This is a genomic window from Rhodopseudomonas sp. (assembly GCF_036404135.1).
Taxonomy (GTDB): Bacteria; Pseudomonadota; Alphaproteobacteria; order Rhizobiales; family Xanthobacteraceae; genus Rhodopseudomonas_A.
Window position 1 is genome coordinate 1 of the sequence record NZ_DASWPE010000112.1, and the last position, 22,244, is coordinate 22,244.

General features: G+C 68.5%; 20 protein-coding genes and 1 pseudogene. 8 read left to right on the forward strand and 13 right to left on the reverse strand.

Translation table 11 applies throughout. The annotated features are described in order from the left end of the window. Window positions 1-373: pseudogene (locus tag VGC77_RS13850) on the forward strand (glutamine--tRNA ligase); the annotation flags it as partial. 89 nt (window positions 374-462) lie between these two features. After that, complete coding sequence (locus VGC77_RS13855; protein WP_414709663.1) at window positions 463-2,739, forward strand: ComEC/Rec2 family competence protein; 2,277 nt, start codon at window positions 463-465, stop codon at window positions 2,737-2,739. Window positions 2,740-2,867: 128 nt separating this feature from the next. Here the strand turns inward: VGC77_RS13855 and lexA are convergent, their stop codons facing one another. From lexA to VGC77_RS13885, 6 genes are all read right to left on the reverse strand, one after another. Continuing rightward, window positions 2,868-3,581 carry a transcriptional repressor LexA gene (gene lexA, locus VGC77_RS13860; protein WP_331172147.1) on the reverse strand — a complete coding sequence of 238 codons (714 nt, stop codon included), beginning with the start codon at window positions 3,579-3,581 and terminating at the stop codon, window positions 2,868-2,870. A 168-nt stretch (window positions 3,582-3,749) separates the two neighbouring features. Further along, a complete protein-coding gene (glp, locus tag VGC77_RS13865) occupies window positions 3,750-4,961 on the reverse strand; it encodes a gephyrin-like molybdotransferase Glp (RefSeq protein WP_331172148.1) in 1,212 nt (403 codons plus the stop codon). A 162-nt stretch (window positions 4,962-5,123) separates the two neighbouring features. Next, complete coding sequence (locus tag VGC77_RS13870) at window positions 5,124-5,450, reverse strand: hypothetical protein (RefSeq protein WP_331172149.1); 327 nt, start codon at window positions 5,448-5,450, stop codon at window positions 5,124-5,126. A gap of 437 nt (window positions 5,451-5,887) precedes the next feature. Beyond that, window positions 5,888-6,625: an outer membrane protein gene (locus VGC77_RS13875; protein ID WP_331172150.1), complete on the reverse strand. Its 738-nt coding sequence runs from the start codon at window positions 6,623-6,625 to the stop codon at window positions 5,888-5,890. 235 nt (window positions 6,626-6,860) lie between these two features. Further along, window positions 6,861-8,786: a methyl-accepting chemotaxis protein gene (locus tag VGC77_RS13880; protein ID WP_331172151.1), complete on the reverse strand. Its 1,926-nt coding sequence runs from the start codon at window positions 8,784-8,786 to the stop codon at window positions 6,861-6,863. A gap of 284 nt (window positions 8,787-9,070) precedes the next feature. Next, a complete protein-coding gene (locus VGC77_RS13885; protein ID WP_331172152.1) occupies window positions 9,071-9,697 on the reverse strand; it encodes an HAD family phosphatase in 627 nt (208 codons plus the stop codon). A 197-nt stretch (window positions 9,698-9,894) separates the two neighbouring features. Between VGC77_RS13885 and VGC77_RS13890 the strand changes: the two genes are divergently transcribed. After that, entirely contained in the window at window positions 9,895-10,743 is an 849-nt protein-coding gene (locus tag VGC77_RS13890) for a flagellar motor protein MotB (protein ID WP_331172153.1), read from the forward strand. Window positions 10,744-10,756: 13 nt separating this feature from the next. Here the strand turns inward: VGC77_RS13890 and VGC77_RS13895 are convergent, their stop codons facing one another. After that, complete coding sequence (locus tag VGC77_RS13895) at window positions 10,757-13,333, reverse strand: cation-translocating P-type ATPase (protein ID WP_331172154.1); 2,577 nt, start codon at window positions 13,331-13,333, stop codon at window positions 10,757-10,759. A 146-nt stretch (window positions 13,334-13,479) separates the two neighbouring features. Further along, window positions 13,480-13,986, reverse strand: coding sequence for an Hsp20/alpha crystallin family protein (locus tag VGC77_RS13900; protein ID WP_331172155.1), 507 nt, complete (start codon window positions 13,984-13,986; stop codon window positions 13,480-13,482). A gap of 227 nt (window positions 13,987-14,213) precedes the next feature. On the opposite strand from VGC77_RS13900, the gene VGC77_RS13905 reads away from it, so the two are divergent. Together VGC77_RS13905 and VGC77_RS13910 are read left to right on the forward strand one after the other, a co-directional pair. Further along, complete coding sequence (locus VGC77_RS13905) at window positions 14,214-14,645, forward strand: hypothetical protein (RefSeq protein WP_331172156.1); 432 nt, start codon at window positions 14,214-14,216, stop codon at window positions 14,643-14,645. A 13-nt stretch (window positions 14,646-14,658) separates the two neighbouring features. Then, window positions 14,659-14,799, forward strand: a complete 141-nt coding sequence (locus VGC77_RS13910; protein WP_331172157.1) for a hypothetical protein — start codon at window positions 14,659-14,661, stop codon at window positions 14,797-14,799. Window positions 14,800-15,017: 218 nt separating this feature from the next. On the opposite strand, the gene lpxD is transcribed toward VGC77_RS13910, so the two are convergent. Genes lpxD through VGC77_RS13935 form a run of 5 tightly spaced genes read right to left on the reverse strand, consistent with a single transcriptional unit; the run spans window position 15,018 to window position 20,600 of the window. Continuing rightward, a complete protein-coding gene (gene lpxD, locus VGC77_RS13915; protein ID WP_331172158.1) occupies window positions 15,018-16,130 on the reverse strand; it encodes a UDP-3-O-(3-hydroxymyristoyl)glucosamine N-acyltransferase in 1,113 nt (370 codons plus the stop codon). 40 nt (window positions 16,131-16,170) lie between these two features. Further along, on the reverse strand, window positions 16,171-16,740 hold the full coding sequence (gene moaC / locus VGC77_RS13920; protein ID WP_331172159.1) for a cyclic pyranopterin monophosphate synthase MoaC: 570 nt from the start codon (window positions 16,738-16,740) through the stop codon (window positions 16,171-16,173). Window positions 16,741-16,799: 59 nt separating this feature from the next. Next, a complete protein-coding gene (gene trpC, locus VGC77_RS13925) occupies window positions 16,800-17,621 on the reverse strand; it encodes an indole-3-glycerol phosphate synthase TrpC (RefSeq protein ID WP_331172160.1) in 822 nt (273 codons plus the stop codon). 8 nt (window positions 17,622-17,629) lie between these two features. Further along, entirely contained in the window at window positions 17,630-18,646 is a 1,017-nt protein-coding gene (trpD, locus tag VGC77_RS13930; protein ID WP_331172161.1) for an anthranilate phosphoribosyltransferase, read from the reverse strand. A gap of 52 nt (window positions 18,647-18,698) precedes the next feature. Next, the gene (locus VGC77_RS13935) at window positions 18,699-20,600 is read right to left on the reverse strand and encodes a peptidyl-prolyl cis-trans isomerase (RefSeq protein WP_331172162.1); all 1,902 of its coding nucleotides are present in this window, start codon (window positions 20,598-20,600) and stop codon (window positions 18,699-18,701) included. 216 nt (window positions 20,601-20,816) lie between these two features. Between VGC77_RS13935 and VGC77_RS13940 the strand changes: the two genes are divergently transcribed. From VGC77_RS13940 to VGC77_RS13950, 3 genes are all read left to right on the forward strand, one after another. Further along, on the forward strand, window positions 20,817-21,104 hold the full coding sequence (locus tag VGC77_RS13940; protein ID WP_331172163.1) for a PepSY domain-containing protein: 288 nt from the start codon (window positions 20,817-20,819) through the stop codon (window positions 21,102-21,104). A gap of 36 nt (window positions 21,105-21,140) precedes the next feature. Continuing rightward, the gene (locus VGC77_RS13945; protein WP_331172164.1) at window positions 21,141-21,716 is read left to right on the forward strand and encodes a hypothetical protein; all 576 of its coding nucleotides are present in this window, start codon (window positions 21,141-21,143) and stop codon (window positions 21,714-21,716) included. Window positions 21,717-21,809: 93 nt separating this feature from the next. Further along, the coding region (locus VGC77_RS13950; protein ID WP_331172165.1) for a triose-phosphate isomerase at window positions 21,810-22,244 on the forward strand (435 nt) is incomplete at its 3' end.

Consider the following 22,244-nt stretch of genomic DNA (forward strand, 5'->3'; position numbering starts at 1 on the left):
CGAATTGCGCTGCAGCTATGATCCGGCGACCCGCGGCGGCAACGCGCCGGACGGCCGCAAGGTCAAAGCCACGATGCATTGGCTGTCGGCGGCGGACGCGGTGCCGGCGGAAATCCGGGTCTACAACCCGCTGTTCGTCAATCCGTCGCCGGATGCGGCCAACTTCGCCGCCGACCTCAATCCGCAATCGCTCGAAGTGTTGAGCGACGCCCGGGTCGAGCCGGCGATCTTGCAGGCCGCGCCGGGCGAGGTGGTGCAGTTCGAGCGGCAGGGCTATTTCGTGCCCGATCCGGACTCCACGAAGGACAAGCCGGTGTTCAACCGCACCATCGGCCTGCGCGACAGCTTCGCCAAAGAGGTCGCGAAGGCCTGACGCCCTCACGCTGAGGGGTGGCAGTCCGCGGTTGCGGGCTGCAACCTTTTGTTTCATTTTGACCGCGCGGCGCGTCAGGGGCGTGCGGGGTGAGCGAAACGCGTAACAGTCGGCCACGGGCGAAAACCTGGTCGTTGGGCGAGGCCGCGCGGGCCAGCGGCGTGGCGCCGCTTGGCGTTGCCGCGTGGCAGCGCGTCGTCGATCGGCTGCGCGGCTGGGCCCATGCCGAAGCCGGCGCCGGGCGGTTGCTGCCCTGGGTGCCGGTTTCGTTCGGCGCCGGCATCGCGCTGTATTTCGCCGCCGATCATGAGCCGGTCGCCTGGGTGGCGGCGCTGGCGGCTTGCGGCTTTGCCGGCGCGGCCGTGGCGCTGCGGCGGCAGCGGGTGTTCGCGCTGGCGGTGCTGATCGCGGCGCTGGCTGCGGGCTTTGCCACCGCGGCGCTGAAGGCGTCACGTATCGTGCACGACGTGCTGACGCGGCCGATCCATATGGTCGGCCTGCAGGGCTTCATCGAGACCCGCGAGGAGCGCGACAAGACCGACCGCTTCGTGCTGCGCGTCGTGCAGATGGACGCCGCGCGCGATCAGGGCGCATTCGAGCGGGTGCGGCTGTCGGTGAAGAAGGGCACCGCGCCCGCAGTCGGCAGCTTCGTTGAATTGAAGGCGCGGCTCGCGCCGCCGCTGCAGCCGCTGCGGCCGGGGGCTTACGATTTCGGCCGCGACCTGTATTTCCAGGGCATCGCCGCCACCGGCTTCGTGATGGGCGCGATCCGGCCGCGGCCGCCGCCCGGCGAACCGGGATGGGCGCTGCGCTACGCCGCCACCATGCAGGGTCTGCGCGACGCCATCGACGCGCGGATCCGGCTGACGCTCAGCGGTGATGATCGCGCGATCGCCACCGCGCTGTTGACCGGGCGCCGCGACGCCATCACCACGCCGGTCAACGACGCGATGTTCATTTCCGGATTGGGTCACGTGCTGTCGATCTCCGGCTATCACATGGCGGTGGTCGCCGGCGTGGTGTTCTTCACGGTGCGCGCGCTGCTGGCGCTGATCCCGGCCTTGACCGTGACCTTTCCGATCAAAAAATGCGCCGCTGCTGCCGCGCTCGCCGCGGCGCTGTTCTATCTGCTGCTGTCCGGTGCCGAGGTGGCGACGCAGCGCTCCTTCCTGATGACCGCGGTGGTGCTGATCGCGGTGCTGGTGGATCGGCAGGCCATCACCTTCCGCACCCTGGCGGTGGCGGCGATGATCGTGCTGACGCTGGCGCCGGAAGCCCTTGTGCATCCGAGCTTTCAGATGTCGTTCGCAGCGACGCTTGGCCTCGTCGCGCTGGTGCAGATCGGCATGCCGAAACTGTTTGCCGCGCCGGACAATTCCGCGACCGCGCGCGCGGCGCTGTGGGGCGCGCGGGAAATCATGGTGCTCGGTCTTGCCTCGCTGGTCGCGGGCCTTGCGACGACGCCCTATGCGGCGTTTCATTTCCATCGGGTGACGCCGTATGGCGTGCTGGCGAATCTATTGGCGATGCCGGTGGTGTCGGCGTTGGTGATGCCCGCGGGACTATTGGGACTCGCGGCAATGCCGTTCGGCTTCGACGGCGTGTTCTGGCGGCTGATGGAATTCGGCATCGACTGGATGATCGTGGTGGCTGAGGGCGTCGCATCGTTGCCCGGCGCGGTCGGCCGGGTCGCGGCGTTCGGCACCGGGCCGTTGTTATTGGCGACGCTCGGCATCATCCTGCTCGGGCTGTTGCGCACGCCGCTGCGCTTTGCCGGCGCGGCATTGCTTGGCGTTGCTATCAGCTCGGCCTTGCTGACGCCGCAGCCGGACATTCTGGTCGCAGCCGATGGTCACCACGTTGCAGTCCGCGGCGCCGATGGCCGGCTGCGGCTGATGCAGGACGGCAAGGACGCGTTTCTTTTGAAGGAATGGCTCGCCGCCGACGCCGATAGCCGCGCGGTGAGCGATCCGACGCTCGCCGAGGGCGTGTCCTGCGATGCGTCGGGCTGCGTCGCGCCGCTCGCCGATGGCGGCCTCGTCGCGCTGGCGCGGCGGCCGGACGCCGTGGCGGAGGATTGCGAGCGGGCGCGGCTGATCGTGACGCTGCGGCAGAAGCCTGCCGACTGCGCGGCGCCGGTGATCGACCTCGAAAATTTGCGCGGGCAGGGCGCGCAAATGTTGCGGCAAACCCGTGGCAGCTTCGTCACCACCGCGAACCGGCCGCGCGGCGTCGACCGGCCATGGTCGCGCCCGGTTCCCGAGCCGCAAGAGCGCTCCGATACCGCTGCGCCAAGCCGACGCGGTGCGACGGCGGCGCCGGTCGATGCCACGCCGCCGGAGGCCGAGCGGCAGGACGACGACTGAGCGTGGCCGACCATCGATCTGCGCCGACCGACTTAGCGCAATGTCGACCGACTAAGCGCAACGCCGACAAATTGGTCGACGATCGCCGACCCGGCCGTCCCTCGCCATCGCGGCTGCTACTTGGTCGCTTAGTACTTGCGATACAGCCCGATCAGCTTGCCCTGGATGCGGACCCGGTTCGGCGGCAGAATGCGCACCTCATAGGCGGCGTTGGCCGGCTCCAGCGCGATCGAGGCGCCGCGGCGGCGGAAGCGTTTCAGCGTGGCTTCCTCCTCGTCGATCAAGGCGACCACGATGTCGCCGGTGTCGGCGCTGTCGTTCTTCTGGATCAGCGCCATGTCGCCGTCGAGAATGCCGGCGTCGACCATCGAATCGCCGCGCACTTCGAGCGCGTAGTGCTCGCCGGAGCCGAGCATGTCAGCCGGCATGCTGATGGTGTGGCTGCGGGTCTGCAGCGCTTCGATCGGGGTGCCGGCGGCGATCCGGCCCATCACCGGCACCGCGACGGTGCGGCCGCCATCGTCATCGGCGCCGATCGACGCGGCGGGGCGCACCTTGCCGAGATTGCCTTCGATCACCGAGGGCGTGAAGCCGCGGCGGCCGTTGCCGCCGCCGGGATTGACGCCGAGCTCCGGCAGCTTGATCACTTCGATGGCGCGGGCGCGGTTCGGCAGCCGGCGGATGAAGCCGCGCTCTTCCAAAGCGGTGATCAGCCGGTGGATGCCGCTCTTGGAGCGCAGGTCGAGCGCGTCCTTCATTTCGTCGAAGGACGGTGGCACGCCGGCTTCCTTCAGCCGTTCATTGATGAAGCGCAAGAGTTCGTATTGTTTGCGGGTGAGCATCTTCACCAGTCCTCAAAAAGCTTGGCGTTGACGGCCGTGGAGCGGCCCGCCGCGTTCCCGGGAAGTTCGCAGCGGCGCGAAATCTCGAAAACAAATCATGAACGAACACTATCTGTTCCATATGTGTTCCGCAACCCGTTAATTTGCGGTCAAGATATTCGCCGATCGCTACAACGGCAGCTTAAGAATGCTGCAGGGCGAGCCGGCGCTCGCCGCCGGCGCGAAGGGCGGCCGAATCAGCAAGGCCTCGGCCTTCGACAGATAGCCCAGCAGCGAGGAATCCTGCCGCTCCACCGGGGTGGCGACCGGCCGGCCGCTGTCGTCGAACGACAGCGCGGCGCGCAGATAGTCCTCGCGGCCGTCATTGGCGGCGACGTCGCGACCGAGTACGGCGCGTTCGCGGCGCGGCGCGACGTCGGCGCGGCCGCTGAGCGCGCGGATCAACGGCACCATGAACAGATAGGCGCAGACATAGGACGACACCGGATTGCCGGGCAGGCCGATCACCCGCATCGCGCCGAGCCGGCCGTGCATCATCGGCTTGCCGGGCCGCATCGCGATCTTCCAGAACGCCATCTCGACGCCCTCGGCCTCAAGCGAGCGCAGCACCATGTCGTGGTCGCCGGCCGAGGCGCCGCCGGTGGTGACCAGGATGTCGGCGCCTTCGGCGCGGGCGCGGCGGACCGCGGCGGTGGTGGCGTCGATGGTGTCGGCGGCGATGCCGAGGTCGAAGGTCACAGCACCTTCCTCGCGGGCCAGCGCGTGCAGCGCGTAGCCGTTGGAGTAAAGAATCTGGCCGGGGCCGGGGGTAGCGCCCGGCATCAGCAATTCGTCGCCGGTGGCGAGCAGCGCGACGCGCGGCCGGCGCCGCAGCGGCAGCAGCGGGTAGTTCATCGACGCCGCCAGCGCCAGGTCGCGGTCGCTCAACCGGCTGCCCTGGCGCAGCAGCACGTCGCCTTCGTTGAAATCGATGCCGGCAGGCCGGATGTGGCGGCCGAACTTCGCCGCCTCGTTGAGAATCACCACGTCGCCGTCGCGCGAACAATCCTCCTGGATCACCACGGTATCGGCGCCGTCCGGCACCACGCCGCCGGTGAAGATCCGGATCGCTTCGCCTTGGCCCAGCGCGCGGTCGATCGGCCGGCCGGCGGCGACTTCGCCGATCACCCGCAGCCGGGTGCCGGGGGCGGTGGCATCGCCGCCGCGGATCGCGTAGCCGTCCATCGCCGACATCGCCTGCGGCGGCTGGGTGCGCCGCGCCGAAAGGTCGCGCGCCAGCACGCGGTGATGCGCGGCGTCGAGCGCGACCGGCTCCTCGGGCAGCGGGTCGGCGCCCGCCAGAATCGCGGCGAGCGCATCGGCAACCGGCATCAGGGCCATTGGTGAAATCTCCGGGGGGCGGGCGGCGCAAAGGCGCCGGGAAGGCGCTTCGTCGCACCAAGGTTACTACGATCCCGCGGCCGATGTCAGGCACCTGGGCGGGCAAACCGCAGCGCGCTGGCGCCAGCCGCGGCGCCGTTGCCGTCGGCGGCGCTGCGGCGATTACGGCTGCGGCAGCCGCTTGCAGTCCATCGAATAGACCAGCTCGCCCTTTTCGGTGCGGCCGATCGGCTGGCACGGCGGGAAGCTGGTTGCCGCGGCGCTCGGCGCGCTGGCGGCGGGTGTGGCGGCGGCGGCGCTGGGGAGTGCGGGCGCGCGGGGCGCAACGGGTGCCGTGGCCGGGCTGCCGCTCGCCGCCGGAGCATTGGCGTCCCACACCGTCGGCATCTCGGCCAGCGTCCAGCCGTTGCGGCTGACATAGACGTAAACGAAGCCGGCGCCGAACACCACGATCACGGCGCGCAAAATCCACTTTGCCATATCCTGCATCGGTGCTCCTGCGACAGGCCGCGATGTGCGCAGCCAGGATGAGGCCGCGTGCGGCTGCGGCTCTCATAGCCGCGGCGCGGGCGTTTCGACAAGATGGAAAGGCGGCGCAAGCCGCGTCCGACCTGCGGCCAATTGCAATGCCGATCGCGGCGTCCGGCGCGTGGCAGATCGATCACCGCGACTCGTGGACCCCGCCCCCGACCCTCACCGCTAGGGGCAGCGGACCGCTCCGCGCGGTGGGGAAGGGGTGATGATCAGAGCGCGCGAGAAACGGTGATGACCGGCAGCGCGCTGCCGCGCGTATTGGCCGAGCGCTGATCGCGCGCGCGATCCCCCCCCCCCACACAAACGACAAGCCCGGCGCGGAGCCGGGCTTGTTTCGAAGACGGATCAGCCGACGATCGCTGGCGCGATCCGGCCAGGCTCAATTCCGAGGCTCAATAGCGCGGGATCGGGAAATTGCCCAAGCGATAGTTGAGCCGGGCGACGACCAGATCGGTATCGCCGCCGGAGCCATAGACGCTGGTCAGGTTCAGCCCGGTCGCGGCGCTGACGAAGCTGACATTGTGCTTGTTCTCGAAGATATGGTCGTATTCGACGCCGAGCGACCAGTTCGAGTAGAAGCCATATTCAAGCCCAACGCCGACGGTGGCGCCGAGCCGGGTATTGTAGCCCGTCGACGCGGTCACCAGGCCGGTCGTGTTGCTGATGAAATCGTAATTGCGGTCGGTCACCGCGGCGCCGCCCTTGACGTAGAGCAGAGCGTTGTTCCAGGCGTAGCCGAGCTGGCCGGTGAACAGGCCGAAGGCGTCGAGCTTGGAGTGAATGGTGGTGGCCGCGCCGGTCGCGATGGCGGTGCTGCCGTGCAGATCCGCCCAGTTGCCCTGAATTTCCAGGCCGAACACCCAGGAGGAGTATTGCGCGCGATAGCCGATCTGGCCGCCGGCGACCGCGCCGTCGCCGTCATAGCTTCCCAGGAAGGTGGCGGTGGTGTCGTTGGAGCGGTTGTCGTGGCTCTGGCCCCAGCCGCCATTGGCGCCGATGTAGAAGCCGGTCCAGTCATAGACCGCGGCGACCGGAGGCGGCGCCTTGGTGTAGCGCGCCGGAAGGTCAGCGGCCAGCGCGGCGCCGCTGCTGGCAGCCAGGAGGAGTGTGGAAATTGCGAGCTTGTTCATTCTGATGCCCCTGAAATCTGTTCGATTGCAATGTTCGATGAATGCAACTGTAATCCGCGATGGTGGCCGTTGGCTGTAGCGGGCGCGCAACACCAGGTTGTAAAACCATCGCGATGGTCTCAAGGGTAGTTGGATGCTGCGGGCCGGCCGATCACGGTCCGCCCGCCCGCGTGCCCCGCAGCGCGCAGGCTGGGCCGTCGCGCCGCGGGCGGCGCCGGGTGTCGCAGGGCGATCGTTAGGCCGCGCGCACCGAGCCCAGGAATTTGCCGACCTCGGCCTTCAAACGTGCGCTTTCGCTCGACAGCGAACGCGCCTCGGAGAACACCTGCGACGACGCCGTCCCGGTCGCGGTGGCGCCGCGCTGCACGTCGGCGACGCTGGCGCCGACCTGCTCGGTGTCATGCGCGGCCTGCTGCACGTTGCGGGAAATCTGTTCGGTGGCGCTGCCCTGGTGCTGCACCGCCAGCGCGATGCTGGTCGAGATCGCCGACATCTGCGCGATGGTGTCGCTGATCTCCTTGATCGACTCCGAGGATTGCGTGGTCGCGGCCTGAATGCCGCCGACATGTTCGTTGATGTCCTGGGTGGCGCGCGCGGTCTGCGACGCCAGCGCCTTGACCTCCGAGGCCACCACCGAGAAGCCGCGGCCGGCTTCACCGGCGCGCGCGGCTTCGATGGTGGCGTTCAACGCCAGCAGGTTGGTCTGCTTGGCGATCGAGTTGATCAGTTCGACGATGTGGCCGATACGGTCGCCGGCAGCCGCCAGCAGGCCGACATGGTCGTTGGTGCGCCGGGTCTGCTCGGCGGCCTTGGCGGCGATCGCCGCCGATTCGCGGATCTGGCGGCCGATCTCGTCGACCGACGTTGCCATCTGCTCGGCCGACGCCGCCACCGACTGCACCTTGCTGGTGACCTCGCTGGACGTAGCCGCCACCGCGCTGGCGAGCTCGCGCGAGCGCTCGGCGGTCGCGGTCAGCGAGCCCGCGGACTGCTCCAGCCGGATCGACGCCGAGGACACCCCCTCGATGATCTCGCCGATCGCCACTTCGAAGCCGTCGGCGAGCCTGGTCATATCGGCCTTGCGGCGTTCGGCGACCACGGCGTCACGCTGAATCTTGGCCGCAACCTCGTCGCGCGCCCGCTGTTGCGACAGCTCCTTGAAATGCTCGACCGCGCGCGCCATGTCGCCGACCTCGTCGCTGCGCGCCAGGCCGGGCAGCACCACTTCGACGTCGCCGGCGGCGAGCTTTTGCATCGCCGAGGTCATCCGCGCGATCAGCGTGGCGATGCGCTGGCCGAACAGCAGCGCCAGGACGCCGATGCCAAGCGTGGCGCCGCCGATCGCCCAGGCCAGCAGCCTGCGCAATTCGACCGCGCTGGCTTCTGAGGATTGGTAGCGCTCGTCCGCGGCCTTGATCAGCACGTCCAGCGTCGGGCGGTTGCGCTGATACACGGTGACGAAATCCGCGGCCTCGTCGTTCAGCGTGCTCTGGCTGACCATGTAGGCGAGGAAGCTCGCATTGTACGACTTGATCAGCGCCGCAAGCTCGGTCTTGACCGCGGCGGACAATTCCGACGCCGCCAGCAGGTCGGTGAATTCGCCGACCCGCTTGTCGAACTGATCGCCATATTTCTCGTCGCCGCGCAGCATGAAATCCTTTTCATGGCGGCGCATCATCAGCATCAGGTTGGCCAATCGCGGCTGATCGAATTCGGCGAGCCGGCTCTCGACCTGGTGCACGGTGGCGCGCAGCTTGCCCTGCAGCCCCTGATTTTCGTTGAAGCCCAGGATCTGCTGCGCCGACACCAGGTTCTGGAACCGGGTGAGATAGAGGTTGAAGCCGGAGCGCAGCGCGCTGGTCTGCTTCAGCGGATCGCCGTCGTCGAACGGCTCCACCAGCTTTTCGATGGCGTCGAGGTGGGCCTGCGCCGCGCCGACCACGGCCTTGTGGCTGGCGATCAGCCGGTCGTCCGGCTTGCGCAGAAACGCATTCGCAATCAGCCCGGCCTCGAGATAATTGGCGGAGAGTTCGACGACATGGGCGCGCAACGCGATCCGCTGCGCGGATTGCTGCTGGGCGTGGTCGGCGAGCTTGAGCCCGAACAGGCAGATCGCGCCGGTCAGCAATACGCCAACGATTCCCAGGAGCGCGATCTGCACGCGCAGGCCAATCCGGAGGCTGCGAGCCAATCGGCCGCCAAGGGCTGCGAGTCGACCGCGAAATTTGAACATGGGAGACAGCTTTCCAGGCACATTGATATCAACACGCGATCTCATCGATCAGCATGATCACCTCGTGATGACGTGGTCGTAGGAAGCCAATCGAGAAGATTCGGTAAAGCGCCGCGGGCAATTTTGAATTGCGGAAAAGCTGCGCAGCGCCGCCGATTCTTTGTGCAGCCGCTGTCACATTTGTTACGTCAAATTCTGTGTAGCGGGCGGAGCTACACGCCGAGCGCATCCAGCGCGCGGGCGACGTCGGCGCTGCTATGCACATGCACCGCGAGCAGGCCGCGGGCGCGAGCGGCGTCGATGTTCTCGATCAAATCGTCGAAGAACACGATGCGCTGCGCCGGCACGCCGATCTCGGCGATCACATGATCATAGGCGGCGAGTTCGGGCTTGCGCATGCCGATCGTCGAGGAGACGAACACCCGGCGGAACTGGCCGAGCAACGCGGCGTGGGCTTGCGAGAAATGCGCAACATGCGCGGGGTTGGTGTTGGAGAAGGCATAGAGCGGCAGCCGCTTGGCGGCGCGCGCCAGCAACGCGGCGATGCCCGGCATTTCCCCGACCAACAGCGCGTTCCAGCCGGCCAGCCATTGCGCGTCGGTGAGCGCGACGCCGAGTAGCCCGCGCAACGCGGCGAAGAACGCGGCGTCGTCGATCTCGCCGCGCTCGTGGCGGCGATAGGCGTCGTTCGCCACCCAGCGGCCGCGCAGCTCGGCCGGCGCGCAGCCGGCGTCGCGGGCCCAGGAGGCCAGAGCGCGATCGAAATCGATCTCGAGCACCACCCGTCCGAGATCGAACAGCAGGGCGTCGGCGGTATCGGGCGCAAGCGTCACGGGCATCCGCCGCATCTACACAAGCGCGGCGCGCGGGGCAATGCCGGCTGTTAGAGTTTTGCTAACGCTGTCGACGCGTTCCGCCGGCGCGCGGGCGGATGCAACACAGCGTTAGCAATTCGCTGCGAGGCGAGGGGTATATTCGCTGCTTCCAGCGTGAGCCCGCGGCGATGCCGCGAGCAATCTCGGCTTAGGCGACGGCGATGGCATTACGACGACCGGGAAACCGCAAGAAGAAGCCGGAAGAAGCCACCGGCAGTCACGTCGGCGGCTGGTTCGTCACCTTCGCCGACCTGATGGGGCTGATGACCAGCTTCTTCGTCATGCTGGTGTCGTTCTCCAACCAGGACCAGCACAAGCTGCAGATCGTCGCCGGCTCGATGCGCGACGCCTTCGGCGTGCAGATGGATGCGCGCTGGTCGGGGGTGATCGAGACCGACGGGCTGCCGACCCGCGGCAAGGTCAAGAACGTCGAGCATATCGCCCCGGACCAGGCCACCAACCAGCCGAGCCCGGACGAGGGCGGCGGCATGGCCAAGCTGGGTACGCAATTGAAGGCCGACCGCGAATTCGCGCTGGCCTCGGCGTCGCTGCGCCAGGCGCTGCAGGACATGCCGGAGATCAGCGAAATCTCCAAGAACGTTATGTTCGAGGACACCCCGCAGGGGCTCAATCTGCAGATCGTCGATCAGGAGGGGCGGCCGATGTTTCCGGACGGCTCGCCGCTGCCCTATGAGCGCACCATGCTGCTGGTGCGCAAGCTGGCGGCGCCGCTGCGCGCCACCGCGCTGCGGGTCTCGATCGTCGGTCACACCGCCGCGGCGGCGGCGCGCGACGACGACGACGCCTTCGTGCTGTCCTGGCAGCGCGCCAATGCGGTGCGGCAGATTCTGAAGGGCGAGGGGCTGCCGTCTAGCCACGTGTTCGCGGTCGCCGGCAAGGCCGACAGCGAGCCGTTGTTTCCCGACGCGCCGCTGCTCGCCGCCAACCGCCGCGTCACCATCACCCTGATGCGCGAGAACACGGCGATGCCGCCCGGCCTGAAGCCGTAACGACTAACTCGGGTTATTGCGAAGCACGCGCGCTGGCCTGGATGCGTTCGCGCCACAGCGGCTTGATCGCCTCCAGCGCCAACAGCCCGACGACCGCGGCACCGAGCGTCAACGCCAGATCGTCGGGGTGCAACGGCCCGAACTTGAACAAGTCGCGCGCCGCCGGCCACGCCAGCGACAGGCTGAGCACGCTGACGACCAGCGCCAGCACCGCGATCAGCGTCGGGCTCGGCCGGCGCAGCGCCGCCCATAATGACGAGCTGAACGAGCGGTTGAGCAGGATCAGCCCGACGATCGACAGCACCAGCGCAAAGAAGGTCAGCGCGCGGATCTCGGTCTCCGGCATAGCGCGCGCCTGGCCGATGGCGAACACCCCGATCACCAGCGCCAGCGCCAGCACGCCTTGCACGAGGCCCCAGCCGATCAGCGCGGCGGAGAACAGCGGCTGCTCCGGATCGCGCGGCGGCCGCTGCATCACGTCGCGCTCCTCGGTCTCGGCCTCGAACACCAGCGAGCACACCGGATCGATGATCATCTCGAGGAACGCGATGTGGATCGGCCCGAGCAGGATCGGATAGCCGTGCAGCAACGGAAACAGCGCGAGCCCCGCGATCGGCACATGCACCGCGAAGATGAAACCCATCGCCTTGCGCAGATTGTCGTAGATCCGCCGCCCCAGCCGCACCGCGCGCACGATCGAGGCGAAGTCGTCGTCCAGCAGCACGATCGCTGCGGCCTCACGCGCCACGTCGGTGCCGCGACCGCCCATCGCGATGCCGATATGCGCGGCCTTCAGCGACGGCGCGTCGTTGACACCGTCACCGGTCATCGCCACGATCTCGCCGTCGGCCTTCAGCGCGTTGACGATGCGCAGCTTCTGCTCCGGCATGATCCGCGCGAACACGTTGACGCGGCGCGCCCGCGCCGCGAGCACGGCGTCGTCCATCTGCGCGAGCTCCTCGCCAGACACGCAATCGGCGGCGTCGAGCCCGGCGGCTTGCGCGATCGCGGTCGCCGTCGCCGGATAGTCGCCGGTGATCATCACCACGCGAATGCCGGCCGAGCGGCAATCCTTCACCGCGGCGGGCACAGCCTCGCGCAACGGATCGGCGAGCCCAACCAGGCCGAGAAATTGGAAATCGAAATCGCGTTGCGACGCCGGCCATTCGCTGCCTGCGAAGCTGGCGCGGGCGACGCCGAGCACGCGCAAGCCGGCCTTGGCCATCGCATCGACCTGCCGGGCCAGCGCCGCGCGCTGCGCGTCGTCGTGCCGGCACAAATCTGCGACGGCTTCCGGCGCGCCCTTGGCGGCGACAACGTAAGCGCCATCCTCGCCGGCCCAGCCCTGCGACATCGCCAATAGATCGGGCCGCAGCCCATAGGCCTGCAGCGGCTTGCGGCCGGCCTGGCGCTGCGTGAAGGAGGCCGGCAACGCCGTTTTGCCGAGTTCGTGAAACGCCACATCCATCGGATCGAACGGATCGGGGGCCGCCGCCAGCACGCCGGCCTGCAACAATCCGGCGAACGCCGCGGGCAGCGCAGCCGGCGCCTCGGGGCGCAACGTCTCGCCGTCCGGCAGCCGCAACTCGACGATCGACATCTGGTTGCGGGTCAGCGTGCCGGTCTTGTCGGTGCACAGCACGGTGGCGGAGCCGAGCGTTTCGATCGCGGCGGCCCGCCTGGTCAGCACCCGGGCCTGCGAGATCCGCCACGCGCCCATCGCCATGAACACGGTGAGCACCACCGGAAATTCCTCCGGCAGCATCGACATGCCGATGGTGATGCCGGCCAACACCGCGTCGAGCCAGCCGCCGCGCAGCGTGCCGTACAGTACCACCGCGAGCAGGCTGACCGCGCCGCCGACGATGCCAAACACCGCCACCAGCCGCCTGGTCTGCGCCTGCAGCCGCGGCGCCTCGGTCTTCAGAGCGGCGAGCGATTGCCCGATCTTGCCGATCTCGCTGTGCGCGCCGATCGCCAGAACCTCGGCAATCGCGGCGCCGCGCACCACCAGGGATCCGGAAAACACCAAGGGCAGGTCGTCGCCGCCGGGACGTCGGCTATGGCCGGCATGCGGATCGTCGCGCGGCCATTTGCGCACCGGCCCGGATTCGCCGGTCAACAGCGACTCGTCGGTCTGGATGTCCTGGCCTTGCAGCAGCACGGCGTCGGCCGGCACCCGGTCGCCCTCGGACAGCACGATCAGATCGCCGCGCACCAATTCGCGCCCGGCGATGCGCTGCCGCTGGCCGCCGCGGATCACCAGCGCGCGCGGGCTGGTGAGGTCGCGCAAAGCTTCCAGCACGCGCTCGGTGCGGGTTTCCTGGACCACCGTGATCACCACCGAGAGGCTGGCGAAGCACAGCAGGATCAGCGCTTCTTTCAGATCGCCGAGCGCGAGATAGACCACGCCGCCGCCGATCAGCAGCGCCAGCATCGGCTCGCGCAGCACTTCGAGCACGATGCGAAACGGCGTGCGGCGATCCGGCCGCGGCAATTCGTTGAAGCCGTCCGCGGCCTGGCGGGCGCGCACTTCGGCGTCGTCGAGGCCGCGCAGCGCGGCGGGGGGCGGGGAGGAGTTGTCGGGCATGTCGCATCCCTTGCAGCGATCACGCCCTCGGGTATCGACGGATCGCGGCGCGGAAGCAATCGTGGCGTTTGGCCGCGCCTGTCGGCGCGTGGGCCGCGGCCGCCTTCGGAAACGCCGCGCGCTTCCGAAGGCGATGCCGCATCGCGTCAACTTTGGCTGTTGATCGCGATCTTCTTCGACCGGGTGGCGGCGCGCTCGGTCTTCGGCAACGTCACCGTCAGCACGCCGTTCTTGAACGCGGCGGTGACCTTGTCCTCGGCGACTTCATAGTCGAGCGGAATCCGGCGCTCGAAGCGGCCGTAGAAGCGTTCGCTGAACTGCCGCTCCTTGTCGTTGGTCTCCGAAGTCTTCTCGCCGCGCAGCGTCAGCGCGCCGTCGTCGAGCAGCACCTCGATGTCCTTCTCCTCGAGGCCGGGCACGTCGGCGGTGATCTTCAGCTCCTTGTCGGTGTCGCTGATTTCCAGCTTCGGCCAGCCGCCACCGAGCGGCGCCAACCGGGCGAACGCCGCCGGCACATCGAAGCCGCGAAACGCGTCGTCGAACAGCCGGTTGACTTCGCGATGCAGGGAAAGAAATGGACTGGTTTCGCCTTCGTAGCGGGCGAGCGGCTGCGCGTTGCCACGGGTCCAGGGAATGATATCGCGCACGTTCATGGAAGCCTCCATTCGTCCTGATACGAACTCAAGTAACATCCGTGATTTCAGACGTTACGCTCCCCGCGCCATGCGGGGCGCTGGCGTTGAGTTGGGAGCGCGCGCCGGGTGTCAATGGCAGGCGACGCAACTACGCAAATTTTTTTTGATGGCGGTCTTGAAGGCCACGCGGCGTCGGCTATTTGTTGCGGCGTCCCGGTTTGAAAGGAGTAGTTCGGGAGGACTTCATGAATCTGACAAACTTCGAAACCCGCAAATTTGATAATCCCGGTCGCGTCCTGGCGTTTCCGGATCCGGCCGCCGGGCTCAGCGATCCCGAAGCGGTGCTCCGCGCGCCGTCGCTGTCGCGTTCGGAGAAGCGCGCTACGCTGGCGTCCTGGGCCTCCGACGCCCATGCGGTGGAATCCCAGCCCTGGCTGCGGCGGATACCCGGCCGCGACGCGCCGCTGCCGCTGGCGGCGATTCTCGAGGCGCTGCGCCGGCTCGACGACGATCCCGATCCGCCGCCGAAGGGCGGCATGGCGATCCGGCTGGAGGACGTGCGTCGGCGCAGCCGCGTCGCGGCCGACGGCTGGCGGCGGCAGCGCATGGCGCAGCGAGCAATGGGGAGGCAGCATGGTGTGGCAGGACGTCACGTTCGATCCGTCGCGGTGTCCTAATTGCGGGATGCGGATGCGGCTGTCGCGGGTCGAGCCGCGGCCGGTCGGCTTCGCCCACGAATTCGACCGGCATATTTATCGCTGCTTCAATTGCGACAATATCAGCCGGTTCGTGGTCGATCGCCGCGCCGCCGCCGAGGCAATGACCGCGTGAGCAACGTCGTCGGAGTCTGGCTCGTAATGATGGCAACGAGATCAAGCGCTTAAGTTCGTCATTGCGAGGAGCTCTTGCGACGAAGCAATCCAGGACTACGCAAGAAGCCCCTGGATTGCTTCGCCGTTCGGACGGCGCAGCGCGCCGTCCTCGGCTCGCAATGACGAAGCAGCTGTAGTAATTTCAATGCTCTATTATCAGCATTATCAGCCCGGCTCTCAGGACGCCGCCTGGTCGGGTAGGTCAGCCGCGTCCGCGGAGGGGGATGCGGACGTAGCGGGCGTCGCCGCGCGGTCCTGGTCGCGGGCGGCGAGCTGCCGCAGCGCCACCACTTCGCGCATCCATTGCCGCTTCGATTGCGCCGGGAAGCCGCCCCACACCGCGCCGGCGGGCACGTTGCTGTACACCGTGGAGCGCGACGCCAGCATCGCGCCCTTGCCGATGGTGATATGCGGGATCACCCCGGTGCGGGCGCCGAGCACCGCGAAGTCCTCCACCGTGACGCTGCCGCTGAGGCCGGATTGCGCGACGATGATGCAATGCCGGCCGATCACGCAATTATGCCCGATCTGGCACAGATTATCGATTTTGGTGCCCTGGCCGATCACGGTGTCGCGCATGCCGCCGCGGTCGACGTTGCTGCCGGCGCCGATCTCGACGTCGTCATGGATCACCACGCGGCCGATCTGCGGCACCTTGGTATGGCCCTGCGCGCTGGAGATGTAGCCGAAGCCGTCCTGGCCGATCTGGCAGCCGGGATGCACGATGACGCGGTCGCCGATCTCGCTGTGGGTGACGGTGCAGCCGGCGCCGATCGCGCAATCGGCGCCGATCTTCACGTGCGGCCCGATCACCGCATTGGCGCCGATCAGCGAGCCCGCGCCGATCTCGGCGCGCGGCCCGATCACCGCGCCTGGATCGACGGTGACGCCGGCGGCGAGTTTCGCGGAAGGATGCACGATGGCGCCCGGCGCCACCCCGATGCTGCCGAACAGCGAGGTCGGGCGCAGCGCGCTGGGGTAGAGCCGCCGCGCCACCGCGACGAAGGCTTCGTAGGGTTTGGCGATCCGCAGCACCGCGACATTGGCGGGCGCAAGCTCGGCGAAGCGCTCGCTGGTCAGCACCGCGCCGGCGCGGGTCTGCGCCAGCACGCCGGCATATTTGGTTTCGGCGATGAAGCTGAGGTCGGCGATGCCGGCGCGGTCGAGCGGCGCAAGGTCGCTGATCGACCGCGCCAGATCGGTGCCGTCGCGGGGCTCGGCCCCGGTCAGCGCGACGATGTCGCCGACGCTGAGGCCGACCGAGTCGACGAAGAAACCGCTTTCGCTCATGTCGTTTCCTCGCGCCCGTCCGCCGCCGCGAGAATCGCGGTCACGACGTCGCCGGCGTTGCCTTGCCGCGGCCGGATTTGCCGCGTGTCTTCTCGGCCTCATTGGTGACGAGGTAGTGACCGGACTTGCCACCTTTCTTCTCGACCAGGTGGATGTCCTGGATCGAGACGCCGCGCTCGACCGCCTTGATCATATCGTAGATCGTCAGGCACGTCACCGAGACCGCGGTCAGCGCCTCCATTTCGACGCCGGTCGGGCTGGTCACGGTGACGCTGGCGCGCACCCGGCAGCCCGGCAGTTTGTTGTCCGGCTCGATCTCCACCGTGACCTTGGACAGCGCCAGCGGATGGCACAACGGAATCAGATCCGCGGTGCGCTTGGCCGCCATGATGCCGGCGATCCTTGCTGTGCCGAGCACGTCGCCCTTCTTGGCGTTGCCGCTGCGGATCAACTCCAGCGTCGCCTTGCTCATCACCACGCTGCCCGCGGCGACCGCGGTGCGCTCGGTCGCGGGCTTGGCCGAGACGTCGACCATCCAGGCCTCGCCGCTTTCGCCGATATGGGTGAGGGCGGGCAGCTCGGCAGAGGTCTGTTTGTGTTTCTTGGCCATGGGCTTTCTTTCCCCCTCCAGGGGAGGGTGAAGACGGGCAGTGCTGACGCCCTCAGTCACTACCGCGTTCCGGTGGCGCGAAGCGAGTCCCGCGTCAGCAGCGTCCGGGTCGCGGCGGCGACGTCTTGCTGCCGCATCAGGCTTTCGCCGACCAGGAAGGTCGAGATCCCGACCCGCTCGAGCCGGGCGAGGTCGGCCGGCGCGAAGATGCCGCTTTCCCCGACCATCAGCCGGTCGGCCGGAATCAGCGGCGCCAGCGCCTCGCTGGTCGAAAGCGTCACCTCGAAAGTCCGCAGGTTGCGGTTGTTGACGCCGATCATCGGCGAGCGGAGATTTTTCAGCGCCCGCTCCAGTTCCTCGCGGTTGTGGATCTCGATCAGCACGTCGATGCCCAGATCGATCGCGGCGTCCTCGATGTCTTTCGCCGCGGCGTCGTCGAGCGCCGCCATGATGATCAGGATGCAGTCGGCGCCGTAGGCGCGGGCTTCCACCACCTGATAGGTGTCGAACATGAAATCCTTGCGCAGCACCGGCAGCGACACCGCAGCGCGCGCCGCCACGAGATAATCGAGGCTGCCCTGGAACGACGGGGTGTCGGTCAACACCGACAGGCAGGCGGCGCCGCCTTGCTGATAAGCGCGGGCGAGCGACGGCGGATCGAAATCGGCGCGGATCAGGCCCTTTGAAGGGGAGGCCTTCTTGACCTCGGCGATCAGCGCGTAGTCGCTGGCGGCGAGTTTGTTGCGGATCGCGGTGACGAAGCCGCGCGGAGCCGAGGCGGCCTTGGCTGCGGCCTGCAGCTCGGCGAGCGGGCGCGCAAGCTTGGCGGCCGCGATCTCCTCGCGCTTATAGGCTTCGATCCTGGTCAGGATGTCGGACATGGCAATCCTTACGCCGCGTGGGAAACCGCGATCAGTTGCTGCAGTCGTGCCGCGGCCGCGCCGCTGTCGAGTGCCTTTGCCCCAAGGGCAACGCCGTCTTTCAGGGTCTTGGCCTTGCCGGCGACGATCAGCGTAGCCGCGGCGTTGAGCAAGGCGACGTCGCGATAGGCGCCGGGCCTGCCGTCGAGCACGCCCTTCAGCGCCCGCGCATTGGCTTCGGCGTCGCCGCCTTTCAACGCGTCGCCGCCGGCGCGCGGCAGGCCGGCGTCGTCCGGGGTGATTTCGAAAGTGGTGATCTCGCCGCCGGCCAGCGCCGCGACGAAGGTCGGGCCGGAAATGGTGATCTCGTCGAGCCCGTCGGAGCCGTGCACCACCCAGGCGGCCTCGGAACCGAGATTCTTCAACACCTGCGCCAAGGGCAGCACCCATTGCCGGGAGAATACCCCGACCATCTGCCGCGTCACGCCGGCGGGGTTGGAGAGCGGCCCGAGCAGGTTGAAGATGGTGCGGGTGGCGAGTTCGACCCGCGTCGGGCCGACATTCTTCATCGCCGGATGATGCGTCGGCGCGAACATGAAGCCGATGCCGGCCTCCTTGACGCAGCGGCCGACCTGATCCGGGGTGATGTCGATCTTGACGCCGAGCGCCGCCAGCACGTCGGCGGCCCCCGAGCGCGACGACAGCGCGCGGTTACCATGCTTGGCGACCGGCACGCCTGCGCCCGCGACGATGAAGGCGGTGCAGGTCGAGACGTTGACCGAGCCGGAGCCGTCGCCGCCGGTGCCGACCACGTCGACCGCGTCGGCGGGCGCCGTGACCCGCAGCATCTTGGCGCGCATCGCCGACACCGCGCCGGTGATCTCCTCGACGGTCTCGCCGCGCACCCGCAGCGCCATCAGCATCGCGCCCATCTGCGACGGCGTGGCTTCGCCGGACATCATGGCGTCGAAGGCGCCGGCCGATTCCTCGCGCGACAGCGTGACGCCGGTCGCGAGCTTTCCGATAATGGACTTGAAATCGTTCATCGATGACTTTCAGGCACGCAGCAGTCAGACACGCAGCACCGGGCCGGGGCGATTAGTTTGTTGCCGCCCCGGTGGCCTGCGCAACCGCACTTTCGTTGATCGAGGTGCCGATCTCGGTCTCCAGCCTTGCGACGTATTGCGCGAGCAATTCGTCGGCGAGCCTGCGCTGCAGCGTGTCCTTCAGCTTGCCGGCGTCCTCGGACGCCAGATCGACCGGCGGCACGGTGACGTCGGTGACGCGGAACACGATCCATTCGCCGCCGCCATTGCCGGGACTTTGTCCGACGCCGTCCTTGGCGGTGCGGAACGCGGCTTCGACCACGCTGCCCGGCAGGCCGGCGACGGCGGCGTCGCGCTTGAACGCGGCCGCGGTCTCGACCTTCAGGCCGGCCGCCGCCGCAACATCGGCGAGCTTGCCGCCGGCATTGACCTTCTGCACCATGTCGCTGGCCTGGTCGCGCAGCTTTGTGCCGATCTGCTCGTCGCGCCAGCGCGCTTCGACCTGCGGCTTGACCTCATCGAGGCTGCGCTCGCGCGACGGCGTGATGCCGAGCACGTCGAACCAGACATAGCCGCCGCCGAACGCCAAAGCGTCATTGTCGACGCCGACGTCGCTGGAGAACGCCGCCGAGGCGAGGTCGAGGCCCTGCGGGATCGCGGTCGGGCTGCCGTCGGGCGCGCGGCCGGAGCGGTCGAACGCCTCGATCGTCACCGCGGCGAGGCCGAGCTTCTGCGCCGCCTCGAGCACACTGGCGCCGCCGCCGCGGGCGTCTTCCATCTTGTTGTGCAGGTCGGCGATCGAGGCCCGCGCGGTGTCGAGCGCGATGTCGCGCTTCAGCGCCGGCGCCACGCTCTCATAGCTCTGCTGGGTGCCGGGCTCGATCTTGCCGACCTTGACCAGCGCCACGCCGAACCGGCCGGGGATCGGCTGGCTGATCTGGTTTTCCGGCAGCGCGAAGGCTGCGTCCGCCACCGCCGGATCGAGAATCGCGGTCTTGCCGACCATGCCGAGATCGGCGTCGGACGGGGACAGCCCGCGTTCCTTGGCGAGATCGTCGAACGACAGACCGGCGGCGAGCCGGCCGCGGGCGGCCTGCGCCTCCTCGGCGCTGGGGAATACGATCTGCGCGATCTGCCGGCGCTCCGGCGTGGAGAACTTGTCGCGATGCGACTCATAGACCTTCCTGGCGTCGTCGTCGGACACCGTGGTCCATTTCGCCACCGCCTCCGGGGTCAGCGCGACGAAGGAGATCTTGCGATATTCCGGCGCCCTGAACTGGGTCTTGTGGTCGGCGTAATAGGCCGCGAGCTGCTCGGGCGAGGGGGCTGCGATGGCGCCGGCGTGGCCGGCGTCGAGCTTCACATAGTCGATCGCGCGCTGTTCGGTCTGAAACCTGGTCAGCGCGTCGAGCAGCGTCTTCGGCGGCTCGAGCTCGGCGGTCAGCGTGCCGGCGATCTGCCGGCGCAGCGAGACCTTGCGCTGCTCGGCGATGTAGCGCTGCTCGGTATAGCCGAACTGGCGGATCGCCTGGGCGAAGCGGGCGCGGTCGAACCCGGCATTGCTGCCGCGGAAATTCGGGTCGCTGACGATGGTGCGCATGGTTTCGGCGTCGGACTGCCCGAGCCCGATGCGGCGGGCGTCCTCGTCGAGCGCGGCCTCGGCGACCGCCTGCTGCAGCACCTGGCGGTCGATGCCGAAGGCGCGGGCCTGGTCCTGGGTCAGCGGCCGGCCGAACTGCCGGCCGATCTGCTGCAGCCGTTCGGTGTAGAGCTGGCGGAATTGCTCGGTGGAGATTTCGGTGCGCCCGATCTTGGCCAGCGTCGATTGCCCGAAGCCTTTGAAAATGTCGGCGATGCCCCAGACAGCGAAGCTCAGGATCAGCACCCCCATCACGATGCTCATGATGGTCTTGCCGACCCAGTTCGATGAGGCCTTACGAATTCCTCGAAGCATAGGTCCACTTTGTTGGCAGGAGGGAACCGGACGCCGCCGGCTTAAGCGGCGGACCAATGGGCCACGCCGGCTTGATAATCCACCATAAAGTGGCGGTCACGTCGTCGCAACCGCGGCGGCGCCGGCAAAAACCCCGCGACCGCGGCCGAAACGCCCCGGAACCTTTGGCACGCTGGCGCTTTTTCCCGCGAATTCGGGCCGCGTGGGGCGGAGCAGATGCGGATCATCGTCGCGACGCTGCTGTGGGGTGCGCTGTGGGCGCCGGCCGCCGCGCAGCCGGGGCCGTCCGCGGATGATTCGCAGGTCGGCCGGGCCGCGCCGCTGGTTCCGGGGGCCAATAGCTTCATGGAAAGCCAGGCCCGCGCCGCGATCGCCGCCAAGGGATTCGCCGATATCTCGCGGCTGGTGAACGACGATCAGGGGATCTGGCGCGGCACCGCCACCCGGAACGGGCAAAAGGTCCATGTCAGCGTCGATTACAAGGGGCACGTCGATGCGCAGTGACTTCGCGCTATCACCGGCCGCAACGGAGGCCACGGCATGACGGTGACGATCTCCCGGCTTTATGACGACGCCGCCGTGGCGCAGGCCGCGATCGGCCGACTGCAGCAAGCCGGCGTCGCCGACGACGACATCAGCTTCCTCGCCAACAATTCGGAGAAATGGTTCGCGCCGGATCTGCTCGGCGCCGCCGAAAAGGGCGCCGCGGTCGGCGCCGGCTTTGGCGGCGTCGGCGGCCTGCTGGCCGGGCTCGGGCTTCTGGTGGTGCCGGGGCTGGGCCCGGTGGTGGCGGCCGGCTGGCTCGCCGCGACCCTGACCTGCGCGGCGGCGGCGGGTGCCGCCGGCGGCATCGTCGGCATGCTGGCGGAAGCCGGCGTCGCCACCAACGAGGCGGAAATCTACGCCGAAAGCATTCGCCGCGGCGGCAGCCTGGTCAGCGCCAGGGTGCCGGACCACGACAAGGCCCGGCTCGAGGCGCTGCTGGACCCGGCATCGGTGGATATTTCGCAGCGCCGCAGCGAGCTGCAATCGGCGGGCTGGGCGGCGTTCGACCCCGCCGCGCCGCAGCTCTCCGACGCCGAGATCGCCCGCCAGCGCGCCGGCGACGCCGGCTGAGCCGGCCTGCGCGCGTTGCGGCGCTCTTGAGCAAGAAGGGCGGCTCTGCTAGCGCAGGCCAGTATCAGCCCGCAGCAGCCCGCGAGAGCCAAAATGTCAGCAGCGATTCGACCGTTGATTGCCGGAAACTGGAAAATGAACGGGCTGCGGGCGTCGCTGTCCGAATTAAAGCTGATGCTGGAAGGCGCGGCCAAGCTGTCGGCCTCCGCCGACCTGTTGATCTGCCCGCCGGCGACGCTGGTCGCGGCCTTTGCCCAGAAGCTCGCCGCCGACACCGGCTCGCGGTCGAATTCCTTCGCGATCGGCGCGCAGGATTGCCACCCCGAGGCCTCCGGCGCCCATACCGGCGACATTGCCGCGGAAATGCTGGCCGACGCCGGCGCCCGCGCGGTGATCGTCGGCCATTCCGAGCGCCGCGCCGACCATGGCGAGAGCGACACTTTGGTGCGGCAGAAGGCCGAGGCGGCCTGGCGCGCCGGGCTCGTCGCGATCATCTGCGTCGGCGAAACCCAGAGCCAGCGCGACGCC